Annotated in this window: 22 protein-coding genes; 5 read left to right on the top strand and 17 right to left on the bottom strand. The window is 60.8% G+C overall.

All coding sequences use genetic code 11. From position 1 onward, the window contains the following. Positions 1-410 precede the first annotated feature (410 nt). Together KI794_RS00530 and KI794_RS00525 are read right to left on the bottom strand one after the other, a co-directional pair. Positions 411-1,235, bottom strand: a complete 825-nt coding sequence (locus tag KI794_RS00530) for a hypothetical protein (protein ID WP_255808736.1) — start codon at positions 1,233-1,235, stop codon at positions 411-413. Positions 1,236-1,264: 29 nt separating this feature from the next. Then, entirely contained in the window at positions 1,265-1,735 is a 471-nt protein-coding gene (locus KI794_RS00525; protein ID WP_255808735.1) for a hypothetical protein, read from the bottom strand. A 186-nt stretch (positions 1,736-1,921) separates the two neighbouring features. Here KI794_RS00525 and KI794_RS00520 point away from each other — a divergent pair, with 186 nt between their 5' ends. Then, the gene (locus KI794_RS00520; protein ID WP_255808733.1) at positions 1,922-2,617 is read left to right on the top strand and encodes a hypothetical protein; all 696 of its coding nucleotides are present in this window, start codon (positions 1,922-1,924) and stop codon (positions 2,615-2,617) included. 4 nt (positions 2,618-2,621) lie between these two features. On the opposite strand, the gene KI794_RS00515 is transcribed toward KI794_RS00520, so the two are convergent. Beyond that, positions 2,622-3,515 (bottom strand): hypothetical protein, encoded by an 894-nt coding sequence (locus KI794_RS00515; RefSeq protein ID WP_255808732.1) that lies wholly within the window; start codon positions 3,513-3,515, stop codon positions 2,622-2,624. Positions 3,516-3,793: 278 nt separating this feature from the next. Here KI794_RS00515 and KI794_RS00510 point away from each other — a divergent pair, with 278 nt between their 5' ends. Together KI794_RS00510 and KI794_RS00505 are read left to right on the top strand one after the other, a co-directional pair. After that, the gene (locus KI794_RS00510) at positions 3,794-4,663 is read left to right on the top strand and encodes an FHA domain-containing protein (RefSeq protein WP_255808730.1); all 870 of its coding nucleotides are present in this window, start codon (positions 3,794-3,796) and stop codon (positions 4,661-4,663) included. A gap of 354 nt (positions 4,664-5,017) precedes the next feature. Beyond that, the gene (locus tag KI794_RS00505) at positions 5,018-5,509 is read left to right on the top strand and encodes a hypothetical protein (protein WP_255808729.1); all 492 of its coding nucleotides are present in this window, start codon (positions 5,018-5,020) and stop codon (positions 5,507-5,509) included. 120 nt (positions 5,510-5,629) lie between these two features. Here the strand turns inward: KI794_RS00505 and KI794_RS00500 are convergent, their stop codons facing one another. The 8 genes from KI794_RS00500 to KI794_RS00465 all read right to left on the bottom strand — a co-directional run bounded on the left by KI794_RS00500 (position 5,630) and on the right by KI794_RS00465 (position 10,746). Next, a complete protein-coding gene (locus KI794_RS00500) occupies positions 5,630-6,076 on the bottom strand; it encodes a single-stranded DNA-binding protein (protein ID WP_255808727.1) in 447 nt (148 codons plus the stop codon). Positions 6,077-6,099: 23 nt separating this feature from the next. Further along, positions 6,100-6,660, bottom strand: coding sequence for a thermonuclease family protein (locus KI794_RS00495; protein WP_255808725.1), 561 nt, complete (start codon positions 6,658-6,660; stop codon positions 6,100-6,102). A gap of 6 nt (positions 6,661-6,666) precedes the next feature. Then, positions 6,667-7,356: a hypothetical protein gene (locus tag KI794_RS00490; protein ID WP_255808724.1), complete on the bottom strand. Its 690-nt coding sequence runs from the start codon at positions 7,354-7,356 to the stop codon at positions 6,667-6,669. Then, positions 7,353-7,679, bottom strand: a complete 327-nt coding sequence (locus KI794_RS00485; protein ID WP_255808723.1) for a hypothetical protein — start codon at positions 7,677-7,679, stop codon at positions 7,353-7,355. The genes KI794_RS00490 and KI794_RS00485 overlap by 4 nt, the downstream gene beginning before the upstream one ends. A 94-nt stretch (positions 7,680-7,773) precedes the next feature. Further along, positions 7,774-8,133: a hypothetical protein gene (locus tag KI794_RS00480; protein WP_255808722.1), complete on the bottom strand. Its 360-nt coding sequence runs from the start codon at positions 8,131-8,133 to the stop codon at positions 7,774-7,776. A 211-nt stretch (positions 8,134-8,344) separates the two neighbouring features. After that, complete coding sequence (locus tag KI794_RS00475) at positions 8,345-8,659, bottom strand: hypothetical protein (RefSeq protein WP_255808721.1); 315 nt, start codon at positions 8,657-8,659, stop codon at positions 8,345-8,347. Between the two features lie 5 nt (positions 8,660-8,664). Next, on the bottom strand, positions 8,665-8,916 hold the full coding sequence (gene nrdH / locus KI794_RS00470; protein ID WP_255808720.1) for a glutaredoxin-like protein NrdH: 252 nt from the start codon (positions 8,914-8,916) through the stop codon (positions 8,665-8,667). A gap of 477 nt (positions 8,917-9,393) precedes the next feature. Continuing rightward, the gene (locus KI794_RS00465; RefSeq protein ID WP_255808719.1) at positions 9,394-10,746 is read right to left on the bottom strand and encodes a ParB/RepB/Spo0J family partition protein; all 1,353 of its coding nucleotides are present in this window, start codon (positions 10,744-10,746) and stop codon (positions 9,394-9,396) included. Positions 10,747-11,186: 440 nt separating this feature from the next. On the opposite strand from KI794_RS00465, the gene KI794_RS00460 reads away from it, so the two are divergent. After that, positions 11,187-11,462 carry a hypothetical protein gene (locus KI794_RS00460; protein ID WP_255808718.1) on the top strand — a complete coding sequence of 92 codons (276 nt, stop codon included), beginning with the start codon at positions 11,187-11,189 and terminating at the stop codon, positions 11,460-11,462. A gap of 91 nt (positions 11,463-11,553) precedes the next feature. Next, entirely contained in the window at positions 11,554-12,252 is a 699-nt protein-coding gene (locus KI794_RS00455) for an SOS response-associated peptidase (RefSeq protein WP_255808717.1), read from the top strand. 290 nt (positions 12,253-12,542) lie between these two features. On the opposite strand, the gene KI794_RS00450 is transcribed toward KI794_RS00455, so the two are convergent. The 6 genes from KI794_RS00450 to KI794_RS00425 form a co-directional block, all read right to left on the bottom strand. Beyond that, entirely contained in the window at positions 12,543-13,877 is a 1,335-nt protein-coding gene (locus KI794_RS00450) for a Y-family DNA polymerase (RefSeq protein WP_255809792.1), read from the bottom strand. A 268-nt stretch (positions 13,878-14,145) separates the two neighbouring features. Beyond that, positions 14,146-14,886, bottom strand: coding sequence for a MucR family transcriptional regulator (locus tag KI794_RS00445; protein WP_255808716.1), 741 nt, complete (start codon positions 14,884-14,886; stop codon positions 14,146-14,148). Continuing rightward, positions 14,887-15,252, bottom strand: coding sequence for a hypothetical protein (locus KI794_RS00440; RefSeq protein ID WP_255808715.1), 366 nt, complete (start codon positions 15,250-15,252; stop codon positions 14,887-14,889). 2 nt (positions 15,253-15,254) lie between these two features. Then, positions 15,255-15,563: a hypothetical protein gene (locus KI794_RS00435; protein WP_255808713.1), complete on the bottom strand. Its 309-nt coding sequence runs from the start codon at positions 15,561-15,563 to the stop codon at positions 15,255-15,257. Between the two features lie 364 nt (positions 15,564-15,927). Next, the gene (locus KI794_RS00430; protein WP_255808711.1) at positions 15,928-16,365 is read right to left on the bottom strand and encodes a LexA family protein; all 438 of its coding nucleotides are present in this window, start codon (positions 16,363-16,365) and stop codon (positions 15,928-15,930) included. A gap of 1,107 nt (positions 16,366-17,472) precedes the next feature. Beyond that, positions 17,473-18,411 (bottom strand): site-specific integrase, encoded by a 939-nt coding sequence (locus KI794_RS00425; RefSeq protein ID WP_255809791.1) that lies wholly within the window; start codon positions 18,409-18,411, stop codon positions 17,473-17,475. Positions 18,412-18,625 lie beyond the last annotated feature (214 nt).

Raw genomic sequence — 18,625 nt, 5'->3', positions numbered from 1 at the left:
GCAGTACTTCCGGCGTCGTGTGGCTGTTTCAGGAAGCGCAGTGCCACACCATACGCACTTGGTCGCCCCGAGGTGTGAGTGGGCGCGGTGCGCACGCTTACGACACTTCGATGAGCAGTACTGATGTTCCGGCGAGACAGGCACGAACACTTCTCGGCACCGCGGTGCGGCACAGCCCATGAGTAACAGCCCTTCAACAAAGGACAAGCGGCGCTGGCGAGCTTTCTCAACAAGACGCCGGCACGGTTCGCTGCAGTACTTTCGTTGCCTGGTGGGACTCACAAACGTGGTGTCACAGCCGGTGCGTTCACAAGTGATGCTCCACCCGCTGTCCTCTGCAGGCGCCGCGGGATGCGCAATCGCGTTTCGGCGGAGGGACGCTTCATAGCGACGTTGTGCGGCGGTCTTCATCACGCACGGGTCGACTCGGCGAGAAACGGCGTCAGAAGTTCCGCGATCAGTCGCTCGTCGAGAAAATGAGTGTGCGCATGCACGTTCGCTATCTGAGCGATCAGTCCTGTTTCCTCGGCCACAATTTCTCGGGCCTTGGAAGCCGCAGCCTCGATCAGGCTCCCTATCTCAAACACACCCTCGTAGCCGCTCGGACGTTCACCCGCTGCGACGAGCTCCGTGGCGAGGGAAACAGCATGGACTGCATCGCGGCTCTGCGCCAGGGTGACTGGCTCACCCTCAGTGAGCCCTGCGAGGTGGAGGGTGATACCTGCAAAGCGAGCATCTGCGCCAGAGCTGTTGGACGCGTTGAAGGACCAACCGTAGAGGCAGCTGGTGTCGCGAATGTCTGACGAAGTGATGATGAACCCGAGCCGCCAGCCGACAACAATGTGGAGGGCCGCGTGGCGCGCCTCACGATGCATGACTCCTGAACCTTCTGCACGAAGACGGGCGGCACCGTGAGGTGCTGCAGCCGATCTCGTGACGGTACTGCGGGCCCCGAGCATCCCGAAGTTCCTCTGGAAGAGGAGGGCGAGAGCCAACACCCAAAATCCCCCTGCGATCAGCGTTCCCTCGATCCGTGTGTCGCCGCCTGCAGCTGCCCAGACTCTGCCTGCCACATATCCGATAGCGAACAGGCCAACAACTCCGATAATGGTCCCGGCTGCATGACGCAGCCCCCAAAACACCTCGTCGTGGCTGGCACTCCACCAGGCCCGAAATCGTTGCTTCACGGTTGCCTTTGAACCGGTGCTTGACTGTCCTGCACTTTGTGTCGCCATTGTCGTTCCTCGCTCCTGGTCGGTTGACTTCACTGGTCTGTGTTCTTGTCGTCGTTGATGGGAACCATCGCATCGAGGTCTGCCCGAATCTTCGCGGCCCGATCCGCCTTGTCCTGCATCCGTTCGGACTTATAACGGTCGACGATGACCTCGAAGATCTCGTACCGTTCAAACGCAGAGGCGAAAATGTAGTCACGTTCCTCGACTGTGAGCCCCTCAGCTGCTCTCTGCTCGTCAGGTGATACCACCTGCACCCGAAAAGCTTCAGGTGGTAAGTCTCGCCAGGTGAAACGTTTGGGGACGAGACCCCAATCCATCGCAATCGCTTTCAGTAGACGCGTCCCTGGCCGCTTGTTGAGTTCCTCCGCAATCTTGTGAGCATCACCAGGCACAACATAGTTTTCACGCTCAGACTCGCGAAGCTTTCTATCCCCTTCCATTGCCCCAACGACCGTGAGAATGGTGCCTGCGAGATTGGAACTCGCGGATATCAAGATCATCGCTTCTCCTCTGTTTGGGAGGCGACAGTGTGCCGCCTTCATCCCTACGACCGGACCCTCCGCGCACACGTCACGCAGAACGGGACGCGTCTGCGCACCCAATGCGGTCGAAGGTTGCTGGACGAAGAGGCGACCAGTCCCAGCCGACGCTGCGAACGAGCAGCTCCCACCAGAACCGGAGAAAGCATGACTAAGCCGCAAAAACAGATCAGGTCGCAAGAGGCCAGAGAGCACGAGCAGATCCTGGCCGTGCGGGATATGTACGGCCCGACAACGTTTTCCGACGACGATGCAGTGGCGTTGGACACTGTCTTCCAGCTCTGGTGCCGGCTAGGAGTCACTTACCCAGGACCCCGGCCCTGCAAGCCGCCGTTGAAAGGACCGCGGCGTGGTGTACTTCGCGCATATGAACAAGGTTGGCTAGTTCTGACGGGACTCGGCTACGAGCCCACAATCGACGGAATCCTGGCCGCTGACGAGCTGAGACGCCAAGCTGGATTCTCTGTAAGGTTTCGTCCTTGGGAAGAAGTCGTGCGTGAGGAGCTCGCGTCTTCCCCCGCGCTCGTCACAGATCCGATGATCATCGTGGAAAATCGCGTGTTGTGTTGGTTCGAACTCTGGGAAAACCGCGGCGCACACACCACGACAAGCGAGCGCGGAGACACCAGTTATATTCTGCTCTCGCTGGCTGACTATTTTTGCGCGCTACCGGTAATGGCTTTCCCCACAGACGTACTCGCCGCACTGCAAAGCAAAGGAACGATCAAGCGAAATGGCAGCGGTTACGAGCTCACAGCAGCAGGACGCCTCAACCGTAAACAATTTTGGAGCAAGTTTGTAGAGGATCCTGCTCTTGGTGCGCCCGATGATGCCGATGCTTAGCGCTTTAGAAAAGGACGAGCGTCCCCTTCGGGGACTTGAGGTTCTTCCCGATCAGGAGCTCGTTGCTTTCGAAGAAGGTACCCGTGACCGAGGCGAGATTTGGTCCGCCCATTGAGATTTTGTTCAGAAGCACGACGACCTGGTCACCGTTTTGAAATGAGGAAAGGTGGTCGATGAGCTCAGGTTTTCCGTCACAGTAGACGAGAAGCGGAACATCTGAGCCCGGAACATAGATGCTGGTTTGTAGCCGGCCGTTGCTCGCCCCTTTACCGGCTTTACCGATGGTGCCGCCAACGATCCAAGGCCAGTTCTCTTGATCGTTCACGACTATCTTGAGTTGTCTCTCCAGACGCTGGTGGCCTTCGACCGTAGAGGCGTAAGCGATATCGTCCCAGGTGTACTGTCTGCCATCGTGGGTGTAAAAGTATTTCCGCATCCCATCGTGTCCGCCGTGATAGGCAAACTTCGAGAGCAAGTTCCCTAGAGTCCCAGACCGGCCCGCGTACTCAGCGGCATCGCCACCGTATTCAGGCCCTCGACGCGGTTCAAGCTTGCTGCCACCTTGCTGCATTGTCCGCTTTCCAAAGGAGAGCAGCACAGTATCGGATCGTTTGATTTCCCGGCCCAGGTCGTTGCTGAAATATGTCGTCGACCTACTCGAAGCGTTCTCGGCCGAACAGCCATCAATATGCAGTTGGCCGTCGAATGTGCTCCAGAACGCACTCACCCAAAATCTATTCCCAGCACGATGTGAGTACTTCCCAGGAGTGAATTTCAGAGGGACCGTGCATCCCTCCGTCGGGCACTGCCACCCGTTTCCGTAGCTGTCGTTGACATCTGCCAGAGTCACAATCTCACCAGAGGGCAAGTGCAGTGCTGCAACGTACTTGTTGGCCATGCTCGAATGCTGCCAGAGAACCCGAGGTCACGCAACGGGGGACGCGTTCCCCCTCAAATGCCAGTCGTGTAAGGAGAAACTCCGACGAAGGAGGAGGATTCGGGAAGTGACGGACGAGCGAAGCGAAGGAGGAACGCGCGAAGCGAGGAACGAAGAATGAGAGACGAGAAAAGCAGCACAGCGCAGCTGGACAATGTGCAGTTGGAATTGAGAAGGACTTCCCTGTCCCTCTCGCCAGACGTCCTCTCCGTCGTGCGCAGCACTGCCCGTCGGAGGGTATGACTGACACATTCGTTTCCCCCGCCCCGGAGCCACAGCTCCTTCCACCTGCGGCAGCGAACAGACTCGCGCGTTGCCGGTTCTGCAGCACCCTGAACGAGTACGTCGACGGCGAGCCGGCGCCGCTCTGCACGCGCTGCGGGCTCGACCTCAGTGTCCCCGCGCACCTCCGCCCACTTGACGTCGGCGTGCTGCTTGCTCAGCTCGGCCACGAACCGACACGAGACAATCTCGCAGCCAGCACACCGACAGATTCTCCTACCCCGTCACTACTCGATCAGCTCCTCGAAGAGGTGGACACCCCCGCGAGCAGCGCAGCACCCGTACGGCCTTCACCCGGGACACCCGCACAGGGTGTCCCCCCGCTGGCGCCCGTCTCGCCAGCCCCGTTCCCAGTTGCACCGGTCGCCCCGGTGCTCCTGTCCCCGGCGACGTCCGGGATGATGTCCCGCGTGTCAGAGGTGGACGTGTCCGCGATGACTGTCGCGGTCAGCCGAGAAGTAGAGGACATGGACAATACGGTGATGGTGTCCCGGAGTGCGGAGACGAACTGTGTCCTTGTCCTTCCGGACGGCAGCGAGTATCCGTTGTCCACGGACACGATCGTGGGACGCCGTCCCGAAGCGTCCCTGCATGTCCAGACGCTCGCGCTCCCCGACGCGACAAAGACACTGTCCAGGACACATGCACGCGTCTGGTTTGACGGGACACAGTGGTGCGTGGAAGACCTCGGTTCGGTCAACGGCGTGTCCGTCCTCGCTGAGGACAACACTGAGGTTGTCCTCGAGCCCGGTGTCGCGACACCGCTCATGTCTCCCCGGTTCAAACTCGGGACACTCGAAGTGTCCCTCGCCGTCCCCTCAGCATGACCCCCGGGGTGTCCCCTCGCCCTGGACACCCCGGTACTCCCTCGGACACAACGCGTGTCCTCCCCCTCTTCCCCAAATACGCGGTGCTGGACAGCAGCAGATAGACACCACCAGGTGTCGAGACATCTGCCACTGCCCAGCATCGCAACCAAACGGACGACAAGTGCCAAGACGTCCATCAGTCCCCACCGCACCCTGTCCACCGCAGATGGACAGGGTGCATGTCCCCGACATCACGCAGCTGTCCCGTCATGTCCTATTCGCTGTCGCACTCGCGACCTGCGCGCTGGACATCATCGACGGTTGAACCCCGTCGGGGTGTCCCCCCTCATACGACGACACCAAGGAGCCCACATGGCTGTCCCTACCCAGTTCAATGTCCAGCACAAATGCGGACACACCCAGGAGCGAGACCTTGCTGACAAACCCGCCGGCGAACGCGCGGGCTTTGCTGCATGGCTCGCAAACCAGCCCTGTACCGAATGCTGGAAGAAACGACAAGACAGGAAGCTCTCCAAGGAAGTCCAGACTGAACGCGCTGAGCTAGAGGAACATGCTCTCGAGGATCAAGAACGATCACAGCTTCCAATTCTCATCGGCTCATCGAAACAAATCTCCTGGGCGCTTCGTGTCCGGTATGAACTCCTCCGGGATGCATACACCTCGCTCGTCGAGGAAGGAGCTCTCGATGAGGACAGGTTCGAGGCCGACGTGTTGGCGCCGGCACGCCTCGTCACTGCTGCACGATGGTGGATCGATAACCGCGAGAACGGAGACATGATCATAGAGATCCTTGCTGATCCCGGGCAGGTGGAAGTGGGAGAAGGAACCGAGAACCCCTACTGAGTCCACCTACACTCCCGTTCAACAAGAATTCCCCGCTACTGGCAGTGCCGGTAGCGGGGAATTCTGTTCTGAGGCGGTTCGCCCCACGCTATGGGGGTCTACAACGTGGGTCAGTCAGGGTCAGCTTTCCTCGAGGTCCCGTCGGATCTCTGCGACGGTGTCCCAAGGCGAAGTGGCTGCATCTGATGGGAGTAGAGCGGGTGAGGTCTGCGTCTCTGTCTTTCCGGTTTCAGTGACTGCGGTGAACTGGAGCGAGACAGATACCTCGTCAGCGCTCACTTTGTGCACGATTCGCGCGGGCGCATCTGCTGGGTGGTACTCCTCCGTCCAGTACCGGCCTGAGAAGTGCAGGCGAACGTTGCCGCATGTTTCCACTGTTTCGCTGAGATGCGTCGCGTATGAGCCCTTCACGAGCACTTCGTATGGCACGAGAGGTCCGTCTACCCACTTGCCGTCTCGTTTGATGCGGTCGGTGACGAGTACCCGTGCGTACAGGTATGGTCCGTTTTCACTGTGGCGGAGGGTAGGGGCGCTGGCCAGGTTTCCAACGCGTGTGATGTAGCTCATGATGTTCTCCTTCAATGGGGTTGTTACTGGCAAGCGCCCCAGTAGCCTGTGGCGTGCGTTTTGGCGTTCGCTTCGGCGGCCCGGTACTCGGGCTGGCCGGCGTAGGGCTTGTCGTATGTGTATTCGGGGCCGGCGCCTGCTTCGAGGAGGGCCAGGACTATGTTCGTACCGGTGTCTTCGGCGTCGACGTGTCGGAGTAAGCGCCCGTACTTGTCGGATTGGAGTTGCGTCGGATCTCTCCGGAGTTCTATCTTGGTCGCTTCCGGGAGCATGGCTTGGAGGATGGCTGTCGCTTCGGCCGCGAAGCACTCATCTGCCCCTGTCCCGTGGGCGAGCTCTGGCGTGTTGATGCCGATGAGCCTAACGCGGTCTGTGTCGTTGGTGCCGGTGCGCTGGACGACGATGGTGTCCCCGTCAACGACGCGGATAACGGTCGCGATCTCGCCGACGCGTGCTGGGGCTCGGGTTTCTGTTCGTGAGTGCGGGTCGTCTTGCAGGGCGAGCACGTGGGCGCAAGTAATCAGGACGCCGAACGTGACGATCGCGGCCGCGATTCGGGCTCTGCCTCTTTTGAATGCTGCCATGGCCAGTCAGCTCAGGCCGGGGCCGGTGACGCGCACGTCAATGTACTGCGGCGGAGTCTGCGTGTGGACGTATTGGGTGTGCTTGTTTGCAACCGCGGTCACCCATTCTCTGGCTGCAGCTACCACGGTCTCGGCCTCGCTGATGGGAACTGAGGTGTTAGGAGAGTAGAGCTGGCGGCGGGAGCCGTGTCCGTCGCACTCGAGGGAACGTGTGTGCCAGGTGGCGCCGGTGGGAACTGCGGCTTCGTCCTCGTATGGGTTCGTACCGGTGTAGGTGAGCTCAACGTAGAACTGCTCGCCTTCTGGGTCGAATGACGCGAGTTCGTAGTGTCCGGGGGAAAACGCTGAGGGATCTCCTTCGTCATCCCACGTGACGTAGTCATGTGCTTCCGCGGCGAGAGCTTCGAGCTTGTCGTGGAGGGATGCGACCTGTGTCTCGCGTGTGAGCCGGTCGGCTTCGGTCTCGATCGTGATGGGGGTGTCGCTCATGGAGTCAACGCGGAGGACGATGCCGTCTTCGGTGGGGATCGCCCAGACGGTGAGTTCGGTTGCGCCTTCGTCGTTGTCGAAGTCGACGCGGCCGTAGTCGTCAAGTGTTGCTGGTCTTGGGTCGTCGCTGCCGGCAGTCCCGTCTTGGACCCAGGTTTTTGGTTCCAGTCTTGTGCCGTTGTCGTAGGGAGTGGGGTTCTGAGTCATTCGTGGGTCCTGCTTTCTACTGTGAGCGGTGTGGTGAGGTCGTCGATCTCGTCCCGTGTGAGGCCGTGGTCCCAGTTAGGGATCTGCGTGATCTCGACGTAGTGGCTGCCGGCCGTGTGGCTGTGGCTCGCGGTGTCTTCGCTGGCACCGGAGCGTGTGGCGCGGAGCGGGAAGAATGCGGCTGGGTGGTGCCGGCAGTTGCCCTGGTATGCGGGTGTACCGATTTTGAGGGGTGTCGCCTGTTCGGTTTCGATAGCTTCGATCAGGGCTTGGGCAAGGTCGATGAATGCGGTGATTCTCTGACGGGTGTTGAGAGTGTTCATGAGGGGTCCTGTTCGTTGGTGGCGGTTGGGGTGCGTCCGAACCGCAGGCGTTGGATGGAACTCCGCTTTCGGGAGCCGGTCATGATCAGTTCGCCTACAGTCCGTTCTGCAGTCGCTCGGCGAAGGTACGCAGCGGCTCGTATGCCGGCGCGCGCCAGGGCGAGACAGGGGTGAACCCAATCACGGAGCGAGCGCGCAGGTAGTCGTCGACGGTGAAACGGACGTCGTACACGGCTCCGCCTGCGGCCTTCGTGAGTTTCACCGTGAATTCGGCTTGCTCGACGCGCACCAAGTTCTGCACTGAACCCCGGTACATGCCGGAGCCCACCCGGGTGATCGCGATGGTCCCTCCGACCTCGGCCGCGTCTGAAAGCAGCTGAGCGATCTGCTCGGCCGTCCTTGTGGTTTGCGCTCTGAAATTGAGCGCCTCCACCTTGTCATCAATACTTGCCACTTCGTTCCTCACTCTGGGTATCGCGCTCGGCCATGCGGCGTTCAGAATTGTCCTGTTCCACTGCGCCTATGCAGAGAATCGGGACCTTACTGAGCTCGTGAGGCGTGGTGTGCACGATGGGCCAAAAGTTTGCATTTGAATGTCCTTCCAGGTGGGATGGGGTGCTCGGGATCGAAAGACTGTTTGGTTCCGTCGACGGGGAGGCCGGCTCTCAACCGGAAAACGAAGCTGCGTCTTTCGGGAGCCATCTCTGGATGTAATCGATGCCTGCGTGGAGGCTGTCGACAATGCGGTCTTGGACGTAGAAGGGCCGGGATGACGAGCGTGACCTGGTGACGACGATGTATGCGCCGTTCGCGATGACGACGTGCATTTCGTGGCCGGGGATGGTCCCGAATTTGAGGCTGACCTGTGGGCTTGTCGCTTCATAGAAGCTGCGGTGTTCTCCTGTGACGGGGCGTCCGTCACGGCCAAAGAGCAGGGTCTGGATCGTGCCGGGTTCAAGCGACTGTGTGTACATGCTCATGCTCCTTACGCGAGGCCCTGGATCTTGTCGGGACGAAACCCTGACCAGTGGACGGAGCCTGCGACGACGACGGGGGCCTGCATGTAGCCGAGTTCCTGTACGAGTGCGAGCGCGGCGTCGTCTTCTGAAAGGTCGACGACCTCATAGGCGATGCCCTTGGTATCGAGCGCGCGGTAGGTTGCGGTGCACTGCACGCAGGAAGGCTTGGAGTAGACGGTGACCAGTACGTCAGTGTTCTGGTTGGTGTTGTCGTTCATGATGTTCCTCCGGTGTGTCTCTACTGCTGTGATGTTTGGTGCCGCGCAGTCTGTGTGTTTCTCCTCCCTCTGATTTCTTTTTGCCGGGGAGGCGAGAATCGCCGACAGTGACGCGGAGCCGGAACGCCAGCAGGAGGAGTGGGCCCGCACGGCTGGAGCGCAGCGGAAGACGGGCGAGACTGCGACGCCCGGACTATCGATGAAGCGAAGCGGAACCGATCGGCCGGCCAGCTGGTGTGGAGGCGTAGCGGCGCTACCCTGTCGCTTGCTTCCCGGCAAAAGGAATCCGGGCGTAGCCCGGTTCAGCCGCGCGCGGAGCGCGTGTCCTTCTGGCAAGAGCGAAGCGGATGCCTCCCGCGAAGCGGAACACTGGGGGTGTGCGAGGGGGCTGTGCCCCTCTCGCGTGGGGCGAAGCCGCACTGCCGGGCCTGGCCTGGTGCCCACGTGACTGTGTGAGCACCGGGCTTTGCGGGCGGGTTACTGCTGGGCTACGTCCGGCTCGTCTGCGGTCTCGTCAGTGATCTTGGCTGCGATTTTCTCGACTGGGCTGAGCGGGTATCCCCAGTCCGCGACCTGGGCAAGGTAGTGCGCGACATGCTCGTCGGGGTAGCGCCAGGACTGCCTGCTTGTGGACTTTTCGAGTGTCGCGATCACTGCGGCGAGGAGCACGTTCCCGGCCTTTCCTGGCTGTGCGGCGAGGTGGTTCCCGGCTGACTTGACGCCCAGGAGTTCGCAGGCCAGCGTGCGCCCGTCGCTGAGGTTGTTCGCGACCGAGTAGATGTTCTCCGTGAGCGCCCACGCGGCCAGGTTGACCGTGTTCTTGGGGAGCGCCTTTCGTGACAGGAACTGGGCGAGCCACTCACGGCGGACAGTTTCGGCGGCATCCCATGCTTTGTTGTTCTCGATGAGCTGCTTGCGCTCGGACTTCTGGTCATCAGTCATCGGCCCCTTGGCCGGGCGGCCGCCGTACTGGTTGTTGATGGTGAACCCATGTGCTGTGGGGTCGGTGACGTAGTAGCGGATGCTAGGTTCGCCGTTCCAGCAACGAATGTAGACAGCGATCCCTTCTTTGCCTTCCACGTCGCTCTTTCGCACCGTTTCTCCGGTTGCGGTCAGGAGAATGTGCAGCGGGTACGGGCTTTCGTCGTAGTACCCGATTTCTTCAAGGATCTCGTAGCCCGCTGCGCGCGCGGCGTCGATGTGTGGCTGCGCGGCGATGCGTTCTTGCCGGTCGCGTCGTGCTCGTTCGACGGCGTGCGGGAAGTAGTCCGGGTCGTTGACGGCGGCGCCGGTGAGTTCTTCGGTGAGTTCGGCATCGTCGGCGAATTCGATCAGGATTGCTGCCTGGTCGAGGGTGACGCCTTGGTCGACTAGTGCCGCACCGGTTTCGGCTTTCGCGACGTTCAGCCCGGTCTTTACTCGGTCGCGCTTGGTGCCGGTGCGTTTGGCGATCTGAGCGACGCTGAGGCCCTCAAATTCGAGCTGCTTCCATGCCTCGATCCGATCAGTTTCAGTGAGTTCGGTGCGCTGCTCGTTCTCGATGAGCTGCTCGATGATGCGCTCTGCTTCTGCGCCTGCAGCGTTGACGACGTAGACGGGCACGGTTGCCAGGCCCACCTGGATTGCTGCGGTGGTCCGCCGCTGGCCTGCACGTACTTGCACGGTGCCGTCGGCGACGCGGTGGCCCAGGATTGGGGTGAGCACTCCGAGTTGTTTGATGCTTTCAAGGAATGCGTCGCTGATCGCGGTGTCCGTTCGGACGTTCGTTTCAAGTAGCAGGGTGGCCGGGTCAAGGTGTTCGATGATTCCGGGGGTGGTCGTGGAAGTCATTGTGTGTCTCTTTCTGTGAGTGTTTCTCGTGTTGTTTCCTCCCCCTGATTTCTTTTTGCCGGGGAGGCGAGAATCGCCGACAGTGACGCGAAGCCGGAACGCCAGCAGGAGGAGCAGACACCGCGCGGCTGAAGCGCAGCGGAAGACGAGCGAGACTGCGACGCCCGGGAGAACTCTGGAGCTTGCGGAAGAGATCCCCGGCCGGCTGGCGTGGAGGCGGAGCGGCGCTATCCTGTCGCTTGCTTCCCGGCAAAAGGATTGCAGGCGCAGCCTGCTGAGCCGCGCGCGGAGCGCGTGACCTTCTGGCAGGAGCGGAGCGGATGCCTTCCGCGAAGCGGTGTGAGGGGGTGCGGGAGGGGGCCCTGCCCCCTCGCGTGGTGCGCAGCCGGACTCTGCCGAGGCCCGGGGATGTGCGGCGCCGAGCCGGTATCCTCAGGGTTATGTTGCGTGCGACGATTCGTCAGGTGGAAGTCCGTGAGGTTGAGGTGGCCGGGGAGTCGCTCGAGGAGGTGCATTCACAGCTCGCTGAGCAGCGCCCTGATGGATTTGAGCTCGTGAAAGCTCCAGTGAAGATGACGGCAACCGGGGGCACGATCACCGCAGTAGGCACCTACCACCGTCGAGACAAGACACAGGAGATCTCCGCAGCGACCCGGGACGAGCTTGCAGCACTTGTCCCCGAGGGATGGACGATGCTGCATGTTCAAACTGTCTAATCCCCCGGCGATCCCGTCGCTGCAGGCCTACGACGCGGGTCGCGCGATACTCAGGGTTTCCGTCCGCCACGTATCGACGTAGCCTGGTGACATGTGTGGGAGAGTCATCGTCGACTACGACGAGAACATGGCGGTCGCGAGTGGCAGCGAGCTCGCTGACTGGATGCGGGAGCGCCCCGCCGGCTACGAGCCGTCCTGGAACCTCAAGCCGACGCAGCCGATCCCTGCAGCGTTTACGGATCACAAGGACGGCACGAAACGCCTCGAGTACGCATACTGGTCGCTCGTGCCGATCTGGTCAAAGGAGCTCAAGACCAAGTTTCCGACTTTCAACGCGCGCTCCGAGACAGCGGCTGAGAAGGCGTCGTTCAAAGCGTCGGTGAAGAACCGGCGGTGCGTGATTCCGGTGACAGGGTTCTACGAGTGGACTGGTCCGAAGTCTTCGAGGATCCCGCACGCGATCTTCGGCCCTGACCCGATCATTCCCATGGCAGGGCTGTACTCGTGGTGGCACGAGCCCGACGCGGGCGATGATGAGGGATGGCATTTGACCGCGACGATACTCACTCGAGCGTCCGCTGGGGTGATGGAGCCGCTGCATGACCGAATGCCGGTCTTCCTTGCCGATGAGCTGCTTGGCGATTGGCTCGACCCAGGTACCGTTGGCGATCAGCTCCTTCTCGACGCGGTGGCTGAGGCGTCTATGCCGTTGAGCATGCAGTTGCGCGAGTACGAGGTCGCGCCTCTGCGCGGCGACGGGCCAGAGCTCCTCCTTCCCGCGAGTTCGTAACCCGTACTGCATTCACTGTCCGCGTCAGGACAACGACCAGTCGCCCTTCAAGGCGCCTCTCGCTCGCGAGAGCTCAGCCGCTAAGGCCTCCTCTTCGTCCGCTGACTCTCGATCATCTGTTTCGCGGCGTCAATGATTCCCGCACCCCAATTTCAGGCTCAGCGAATCTCGGCATCGTGCACACGTCGATGACTACGGACGTCACCAAGCCCTCGCTTTTCCGCAAGACCGCGAAGCGGGCTTGCCTACATCTTGGACTGGCAAGTTGCCCGCCGTTTCACCCTTGAAGGTTACGCGGCCGCCTCACACAGTTCGTCCCATTCGGTTGTTGCCCGCTTGGACAGCATTGCTCGTTTCATCTCCCAACCGGGCGGGGTTTTCAATCCTCCGACGCCGACGCCGATCGCGTCGCGTCCGAGTTTCTGGGTGATGCCGTCGAGCGTTGCCCCGAGCTCGCGATCGTCAGCGCTGAAGAGGTCAAGCATTGGAGTGGATGCCGCAGGGCGAAGGTCGTTCAGGACGACGCCGAGGCGCGCATACCTCACACCGGGCAGTTCTTTGGGGAAAAGCTTGGGGAGGATGAACGCTGCCGCTCTCGCGAGCTCGATCGGATCATCCGTCGGCGCGGGAAGTCGCACGGTCACGCTCGTGCTGTGTGGGGGCGTGCCCTCGTCGGCCCACCCGGTCGCGGCCCAGACCTGCATCATGCCGGCGAGCGAGCCCTGCTTTCGGAGGCGTTGCCCGACTCGCTGGGCGTACATGGCGGTGACCTGCGCCATTTCGTCAGGCTTGGTGAGTTTCCTCGAGAACGATCTGGAGAAGATCAGTTGTTCTTTCTGGGCGGGTGGCTGCATTTCGAGTTCGATGCAGGGGATCCCGCGTAGCTCGAGCACGGTGCGGGCGAGCACGACGGAGAAGCGTTTGCGGATCCGCGCGGCATCGGCGTCTCGGAGATCTTTCGCGGTGAAGATCCCGAGCGCTGCGAGTTTCTTCCCAGTGCGTGACGCAACACCCCAGAGATCCGTGACGGGGATCGACGCGAGAATGCGTGACTGCTGCGCGGGTGTGTACGCGCTGAAGTCGCAGACACCATTCATTTCCGGGGTGCGCTTGATTCCGAGGGCCGCGACTTTTGCCAGGGTCTTGGTGGCGCCGATCGCAACCCGGACTGGCACGCCGGTGGACTGCATGACTTCTGACCGGATGCGTTGACCGGTCGCGATGAGCTCGAATCCTTCACCGGTGAGACCGATGAAGGATTCGTCGATGGAGTACACCTCTTGCCAGGCCGAGTGCTTCCCGATGATTGCCATGACGCGCGCCGACAAGGATCCATACAACTCGTAGTTGCTTGAGCGGGCGACGACGCCGGCCATGCGTGACCAGGCTTCGATCTTGAACCACGGTTTGCCCATGATGTCGGGGTCGATCTGTTTCGCCTCGGGCGAGGCTGCGACGACGCAGCCGTCGTTGTTGGAGAGCACGATGATGGGGCGGCCGTCGAGCGCTGGCTCAAAGACGCGCTCGCATGAGGCGTAGAAAGATACGCAGTCGACGAGGGCAATGGACCCGCGAGTGCGAGTGTCGTCTTGAATTCCAAGCGATTGGGGGTCAAGTACCCGCACCAAGGCTATGACTCCATCCTGAACGACGATGGGCGATGTTCACGGACCGGCTCCAAATTCTGACTGGCACACAGGGTCGGCATTTCGCCGATGATCGCTGTCGCTCTCCGGGCTTTGGTGTCGCCCCTGACGGCCGATAGGTTTGTCTCGATTTGCACGTATGGCATGCGTTCGCGTTCGATGTCATTGGTCTTGTCGGTGCGCGTCATGACTTCCCCTGTCCGAAAGTTTGTTCGAACAGTGTACGCCCCACCAGTGTCACGAGTGCCTACAGGAGGCGTTGACGCCACCGCCTGACCGAGGTCGCCCCGATACCGATCCGCTTCGCTGCGCCGCTTCCACTCAGGTGCGCTGTCTGTCGTATCGCGTCCTCGAGCGACGTGTAACCGGCTTCAATGATCTTGGCCTCGAAGATTTTGGCTCGGGCCTCTCGCATGGCTGCGACCCCTTTGCGCTGGACGGGAGCACGGTGCTGCTTCACGACCGCCCGATTGGCTGTGCTGTCGCGAAGATTCTCGACGCCTTTCACCTGGAGCTCCGCGAGGTGCCCGGCAGACTGGTACGGGGCGAGCGTGTCGAGCCTTGCCTGAAGGTCTGCGCGGGCGGTCCTGACCCTGCGTCGACGCGTGCCGGGTGCTTCCAGTGCGGCGGTGCGCGGCATCCCGTACTTTTCTCGATATTCTGCACTGTTCATCTCATGCTTTGCCACGAGGTGGCGGCCCAGTGAGCGCATGTCGATGCCGCACTCGAGGCAGGTGATGAGCCCTGTGGCGCCGGTCACGGTGGCTGGTTTCCTGGACAGCGGCGTTTCGTCGCCTTGTGCCGTGGCGAGCATCGCGTCGAGGTCGTACTGCAGCGCTCGGGTCTTGAGCCTGCAGGCGATGGGCGCTGGCCAGGCGTCTGCGTTGCGGGACATGACTGCGCCAAGGGTCGCTGCCGTGTATCCGAGCTGCGGGGCTGCTTCGGCTCGGGATACGAGCGTGACGGATGGGATACTCGTGAGCAGCATCTACTTGCCGATCTGCTTGCGAAGCCATGGCCGGGATACTGCGGCCGCCCTGGCGGTCGGGGCTTCTTCATTGCCTGCGAGTACCGCCATGATTGCGCCTTGCTGTGCGTCTGCGCGTGCTGCCAGCAGCGCTTTGCCGCGTGCTTCGAGGTCGAATGTGCCTTCCACGATTTCGAGGGCCGCGATCCATGCCGCGGTATCTTCGTCGGCATAGTCGGCGGACGAGTAATCGGGGGTGCCGTAGTCGGGTCGCGCGGGGATCACGGTGTCTTCATGGAGGGTGACGAGGCGCGTGAATTCTTCGATCTGGTCGGGGGTCAAATCAGCATCCTCGAGCCATGCGGTGATTTCGTGTTGCTGTGGCATGGCTACTCTCCTGTGCAGATGGAGCACTCGGCCACGAAGTCGTCTTCGTGGGCGATGGTTTCGCCGCCGACGGCGCGTGCGAATGCGTCACCTTCGGGCGTGCGGTGGTGCTCGAGGGCGTGGAATGCTTCGGCTTCGGTGTTGGCGTGGTCCCAGAGGGCTCGCGCGAAGCCTTCACCCTGGTATTTGGCAAGGGTTTCGACATTGATGACCTTGCGGGTATCAACGTCGAGAACGAGCTCGGAGACTTCGATGCCGTCGATTGTGTAGGTGTATGCGATGGCGCCTGTGGTGGCGGTTCTGGTAATCACGTCGCCCTCCTTGGCTTCTGTAAATAGTTTACAGCCCAATCGCCCACCTGTCAACTTTTTACAGCAAGGATTCGTGATGCCGCCCACAGGGCCCTCCACGACAAGACCGCCACTGCGAACTTCACCCTTCCGGCAACCTCATTTCATTGCAGTGCACACACTCCCACCAGCCGCCGCAGGCCGGGTCGGGCCACCACGACATGTAAGGAGCATGGCAGCCCGGGCAGGGGGGTGCACCGTGGGGAATGATGTATCCATCTGGCGGGTATGTCATCTTCCAAGAATGTGGCATGCCGCTCTGCGCACGGACGACGGGGTTGGCAATTGTGGAGACTGCAGCCCACGCAGGACTGTGTGCGCGACGCTATCCACGACTGACACGGTGAAGGCTCCGGGTGACGACACCCCAGATGTGCAGCTCCGAGAGCTCCGGGATCTCGATGTCGGGGTACTGGGAGCTTTCGGCAGCGAGCACAGCGCGGCCGCTTTCGATACGGAGTCGCTTGACTGTCATTTCGCCGTCGACCACGGCGATGACGACGTGCCCGTCCTGGGCACGGATTGACCGGTCTACGATGAGTTCGTCGCCGTCGAAGATGCCGGCACGGGTCATGCTGTGCCCGCGAGCACGAATCACGAATGTTGAGAGCCGGTTCGGCATGAGATGTTCATTGAGGTCGATCTCGCTGGTCTGGTAATCCTGCGAAGGGGAAGGGAAACCGCACGCGGCGTCGACGCCCGCGATGGCAACGACGACGCTTGGCGCGTCTGCACGAAGCTCGCGCACTTCCACGACTTGCACAACAACCCCCCCGACTCGAACTTATGTTCGAACGCAATGGTAAGTCCCGCTGCGGACATTCACCAAAGTCGCACCGCTGAAGCACGCTAGATGAACGAATCCCGTCCGCGGTAGAACCGTGGACGGGATTGAGGAGATCTCCGCATTCGAGGGTTTCGCGAGCGGCCGCCTTTCTTACACGAGTTCAACTTCTTGGACCAGGTAGTACAGCAGCACGGGTAGACCTACTAGCACGACAACCCAGAGGAGCGACCACCAGGAGTCCATGAAAGCAGCGACTAACAAAGCACACACGATAATGACGACCAAAAGAATCGGTATCAGTAGTTCGAATTGCTCAAGCATCTTTTGTACTCATTTCACTGAACGTCTCAACAGTCCAGGTGGACCGCTACCTGAAAGATGAGCACCCTCGCGCAGCCTGGCGCGGCCCAGCGGTCCGGTTCAGCTGCCTGGCGTTCGGGTTCCGTCAACGGGTTGGGGATCTCGGCGTAGTCGACGGCCTCGAGGGAGGGCAGGGCCAACGTCTTCAAGGCCGGGCAGGCCCGCAATGTACCGATCCGCCAGGTCCGGGGTTGCCGCGTCGGCGTAGATTGTCACCTGGTTTTCATCAGCAATCCTGACCAGGCTAGGCATCATTGTCTCTCGCAGTCGCCCTCCCTGCCCGGTTCCGGGCTTTGAACTCTGATGTTCCCCAATGGTCCACCCCTTTGCAGTTGCGCGGATCGCGATAGATGCGTCGTGTTGTTCACTGAAGAAGTATCGGACGGAGGGACGATGCACCAGCAGAGGAGATGCGATCAACAGAACTGGGGCGACCGGCCACCAAGCTAGCCCTAGAAATGTGCTCATTACGCGCCCAGATGTTGGTTTGGTGGCGCCGTGCCAGTAGCCGACGTTTGACCACCAGGCGAGGCGGATCGAGTCTCCCTTTCTGAGTCCATGAGTTCCGGGAACTATCGCAGATTTCAGTGCTTCTGCAGGAGTCAAGAGGTGACCTTTGGGTTCCGCCTTCCTCTCGTTGCCCTGGCGTGGTTGATCGTCGGGGGTCGCGCTCATTGGCCTGTGCTCTTTCGCTGGTGTCTGGGGATGGGGTGGGGGACTGGTCTACCCGGTCGATGCGAGTAGCTTCTGGCTCAGGATTGAAATAATCCGCGCCGCTTCGTTCTTTGAAACGGTGTCGATGTCGATTGTTACGACGTTCGTCGGGTTTTCGCGGATCCAACGGTCATTTGCTTCGTCTAGTGATCGTATTGCTACTTCATTCACGATGGATCGAAGTTCTTGTTTGTCGACAGCGACGTAGTCGCGTGTTGTTGCGATCGACGCATGCCCGAGCATGGTTTGAACAGCGACGATGTCTTTGCTCACTGCGAAGCTTCGGGAGGCAAACATGTGTCGGAGCTTGTGAATCGTCCAGGGGTTTGGAAGCCTGTCTTTTGCAAGCTCGGAAATTCTTCGTGCTGATAGGTGTCCGTTGATTTTGCCTGGGAAGAAATACCCTTCCGGCAGCGAGAGTAATTCATGCGCCAGGTCATCGGTAAGTGGAACCACTCTGGTTTTCCCACCCTTGCCATGAACGACGAGGCTTGGCCCTTCGGCTGAGACTAGAACGTCACGGCTGTGCCCAACGGCAATCTCACCTCGACGAAGACCGTTCTCCCCAGCCAGGCGAAGTACACGACGCGTTCGAGCATCTGAGCGAAGGAGCGACTCGAGGTATACAACATATGGGACTGGGTTTGGGGAGGGCGGCAAGGCCCGCACTTTTGGGATACCCGAGGAAGGATCATGGTCCGTTTTGGAGTATTCCCGCGCCCACTTCCAAAACCCACGATAGGTCTGGAGTCGTGATCTCCGCGTGTTTTGGTGCCAGCCTTGATCTGCCAAGAAATCCGTCAGCTGTTCTTGAGTCACCTCGTAAGGGCCGGAATCGACGTTTCGCGCAAGTTGAGCGAGTCTTTGCTCAAACGTTCGAATGCTCTGTTCCCGGAGACCCAAGGCTCGACAGTATTTGAGGTACCCCTGAATTTCCTTTTCCCACATGCTGGGTATCGGTAACCGGCGAGGGTCGATCATTTGTTCCTAATTTGAGGTCAAGTATTTCCCCCCAAATTGTCAGGTATGACACATTACATATTGGGGCAGATGTTCCTGGGTTCAAGGTCGGCACGCCGGTACTTAAGTAACCCCGCGCAGCCTCGGTGCCGTGAGGAAGTCTGTTGAGCAGGGTACGCGCGTGCCAGACGAAAAGTTTTGC

The sequence above is a fragment of the Leucobacter aridicollis genome (assembly GCF_024399335.1).
GTDB classification, from domain to species: Bacteria; Actinomycetota; Actinomycetes; order Actinomycetales; family Microbacteriaceae; genus Leucobacter; species Leucobacter aridicollis_A.
Note: the sequence above shows the minus strand (reverse complement) of the source record. Positions and strands in the feature narration are given on the sequence as shown.

Bases quoted from the DNA above. Each gene is read 5' to 3' on its own strand.
- KI794_RS00520 (WP_255808733.1), top strand. From the start codon at position 1,922: ATGACTAAGCCGCAAAAACAGATCAGGTCGCAAGAGGCCAGAGAGCAC.
- KI794_RS00490 (WP_255808724.1), bottom strand. From the start codon at position 7,356: ATGACTCAGAACCCCACTCCCTACGACAACGGCACAAGACTGGAACCA.
- KI794_RS00500 (WP_255808727.1), bottom strand. From the start codon at position 6,076: ATGAGCTACATCACACGCGTTGGAAACCTGGCCAGCGCCCCTACCCTC.
- KI794_RS00515 (WP_255808732.1), bottom strand. From the start codon at position 3,515: ATGGCCAACAAGTACGTTGCAGCACTGCACTTGCCCTCTGGTGAGATT.
- KI794_RS00445 (WP_255808716.1), bottom strand. From the start codon at position 14,886: ATGCTGCTCACGAGTATCCCATCCGTCACGCTCGTATCCCGAGCCGAA.
- KI794_RS00505 (WP_255808729.1), top strand. From the start codon at position 5,018: ATGGCTGTCCCTACCCAGTTCAATGTCCAGCACAAATGCGGACACACC.
- KI794_RS00495 (WP_255808725.1), bottom strand. From the start codon at position 6,660: ATGGCAGCATTCAAAAGAGGCAGAGCCCGAATCGCGGCCGCGATCGTC.
- KI794_RS00465 (WP_255808719.1), bottom strand. From the start codon at position 10,746: ATGACTTCCACGACCACCCCCGGAATCATCGAACACCTTGACCCGGCC.
- KI794_RS00455 (WP_255808717.1), top strand. From the start codon at position 11,554: ATGTGTGGGAGAGTCATCGTCGACTACGACGAGAACATGGCGGTCGCG.
- KI794_RS00460 (WP_255808718.1), top strand. From the start codon at position 11,187: ATGTTGCGTGCGACGATTCGTCAGGTGGAAGTCCGTGAGGTTGAGGTG.
- KI794_RS00485 (WP_255808723.1), bottom strand. From the start codon at position 7,679: ATGAACACTCTCAACACCCGTCAGAGAATCACCGCATTCATCGACCTT.
- KI794_RS00510 (WP_255808730.1), top strand. From the start codon at position 3,794: ATGACTGACACATTCGTTTCCCCCGCCCCGGAGCCACAGCTCCTTCCA.
- KI794_RS00530 (WP_255808736.1), bottom strand. From the start codon at position 1,235: ATGGCGACACAAAGTGCAGGACAGTCAAGCACCGGTTCAAAGGCAACC.
- KI794_RS00425 (WP_255809791.1), bottom strand. From the start codon at position 18,411: ATGTGGGAAAAGGAAATTCAGGGGTACCTCAAATACTGTCGAGCCTTG.
- KI794_RS00475 (WP_255808721.1), bottom strand. From the start codon at position 8,659: ATGAGCATGTACACACAGTCGCTTGAACCCGGCACGATCCAGACCCTG.
- KI794_RS00440 (WP_255808715.1), bottom strand. From the start codon at position 15,252: ATGCCACAGCAACACGAAATCACCGCATGGCTCGAGGATGCTGATTTG.
- nrdH (WP_255808720.1), bottom strand. From the start codon at position 8,916: ATGAACGACAACACCAACCAGAACACTGACGTACTGGTCACCGTCTAC.
- KI794_RS00525 (WP_255808735.1), bottom strand. From the start codon at position 1,735: ATGATCTTGATATCCGCGAGTTCCAATCTCGCAGGCACCATTCTCACG.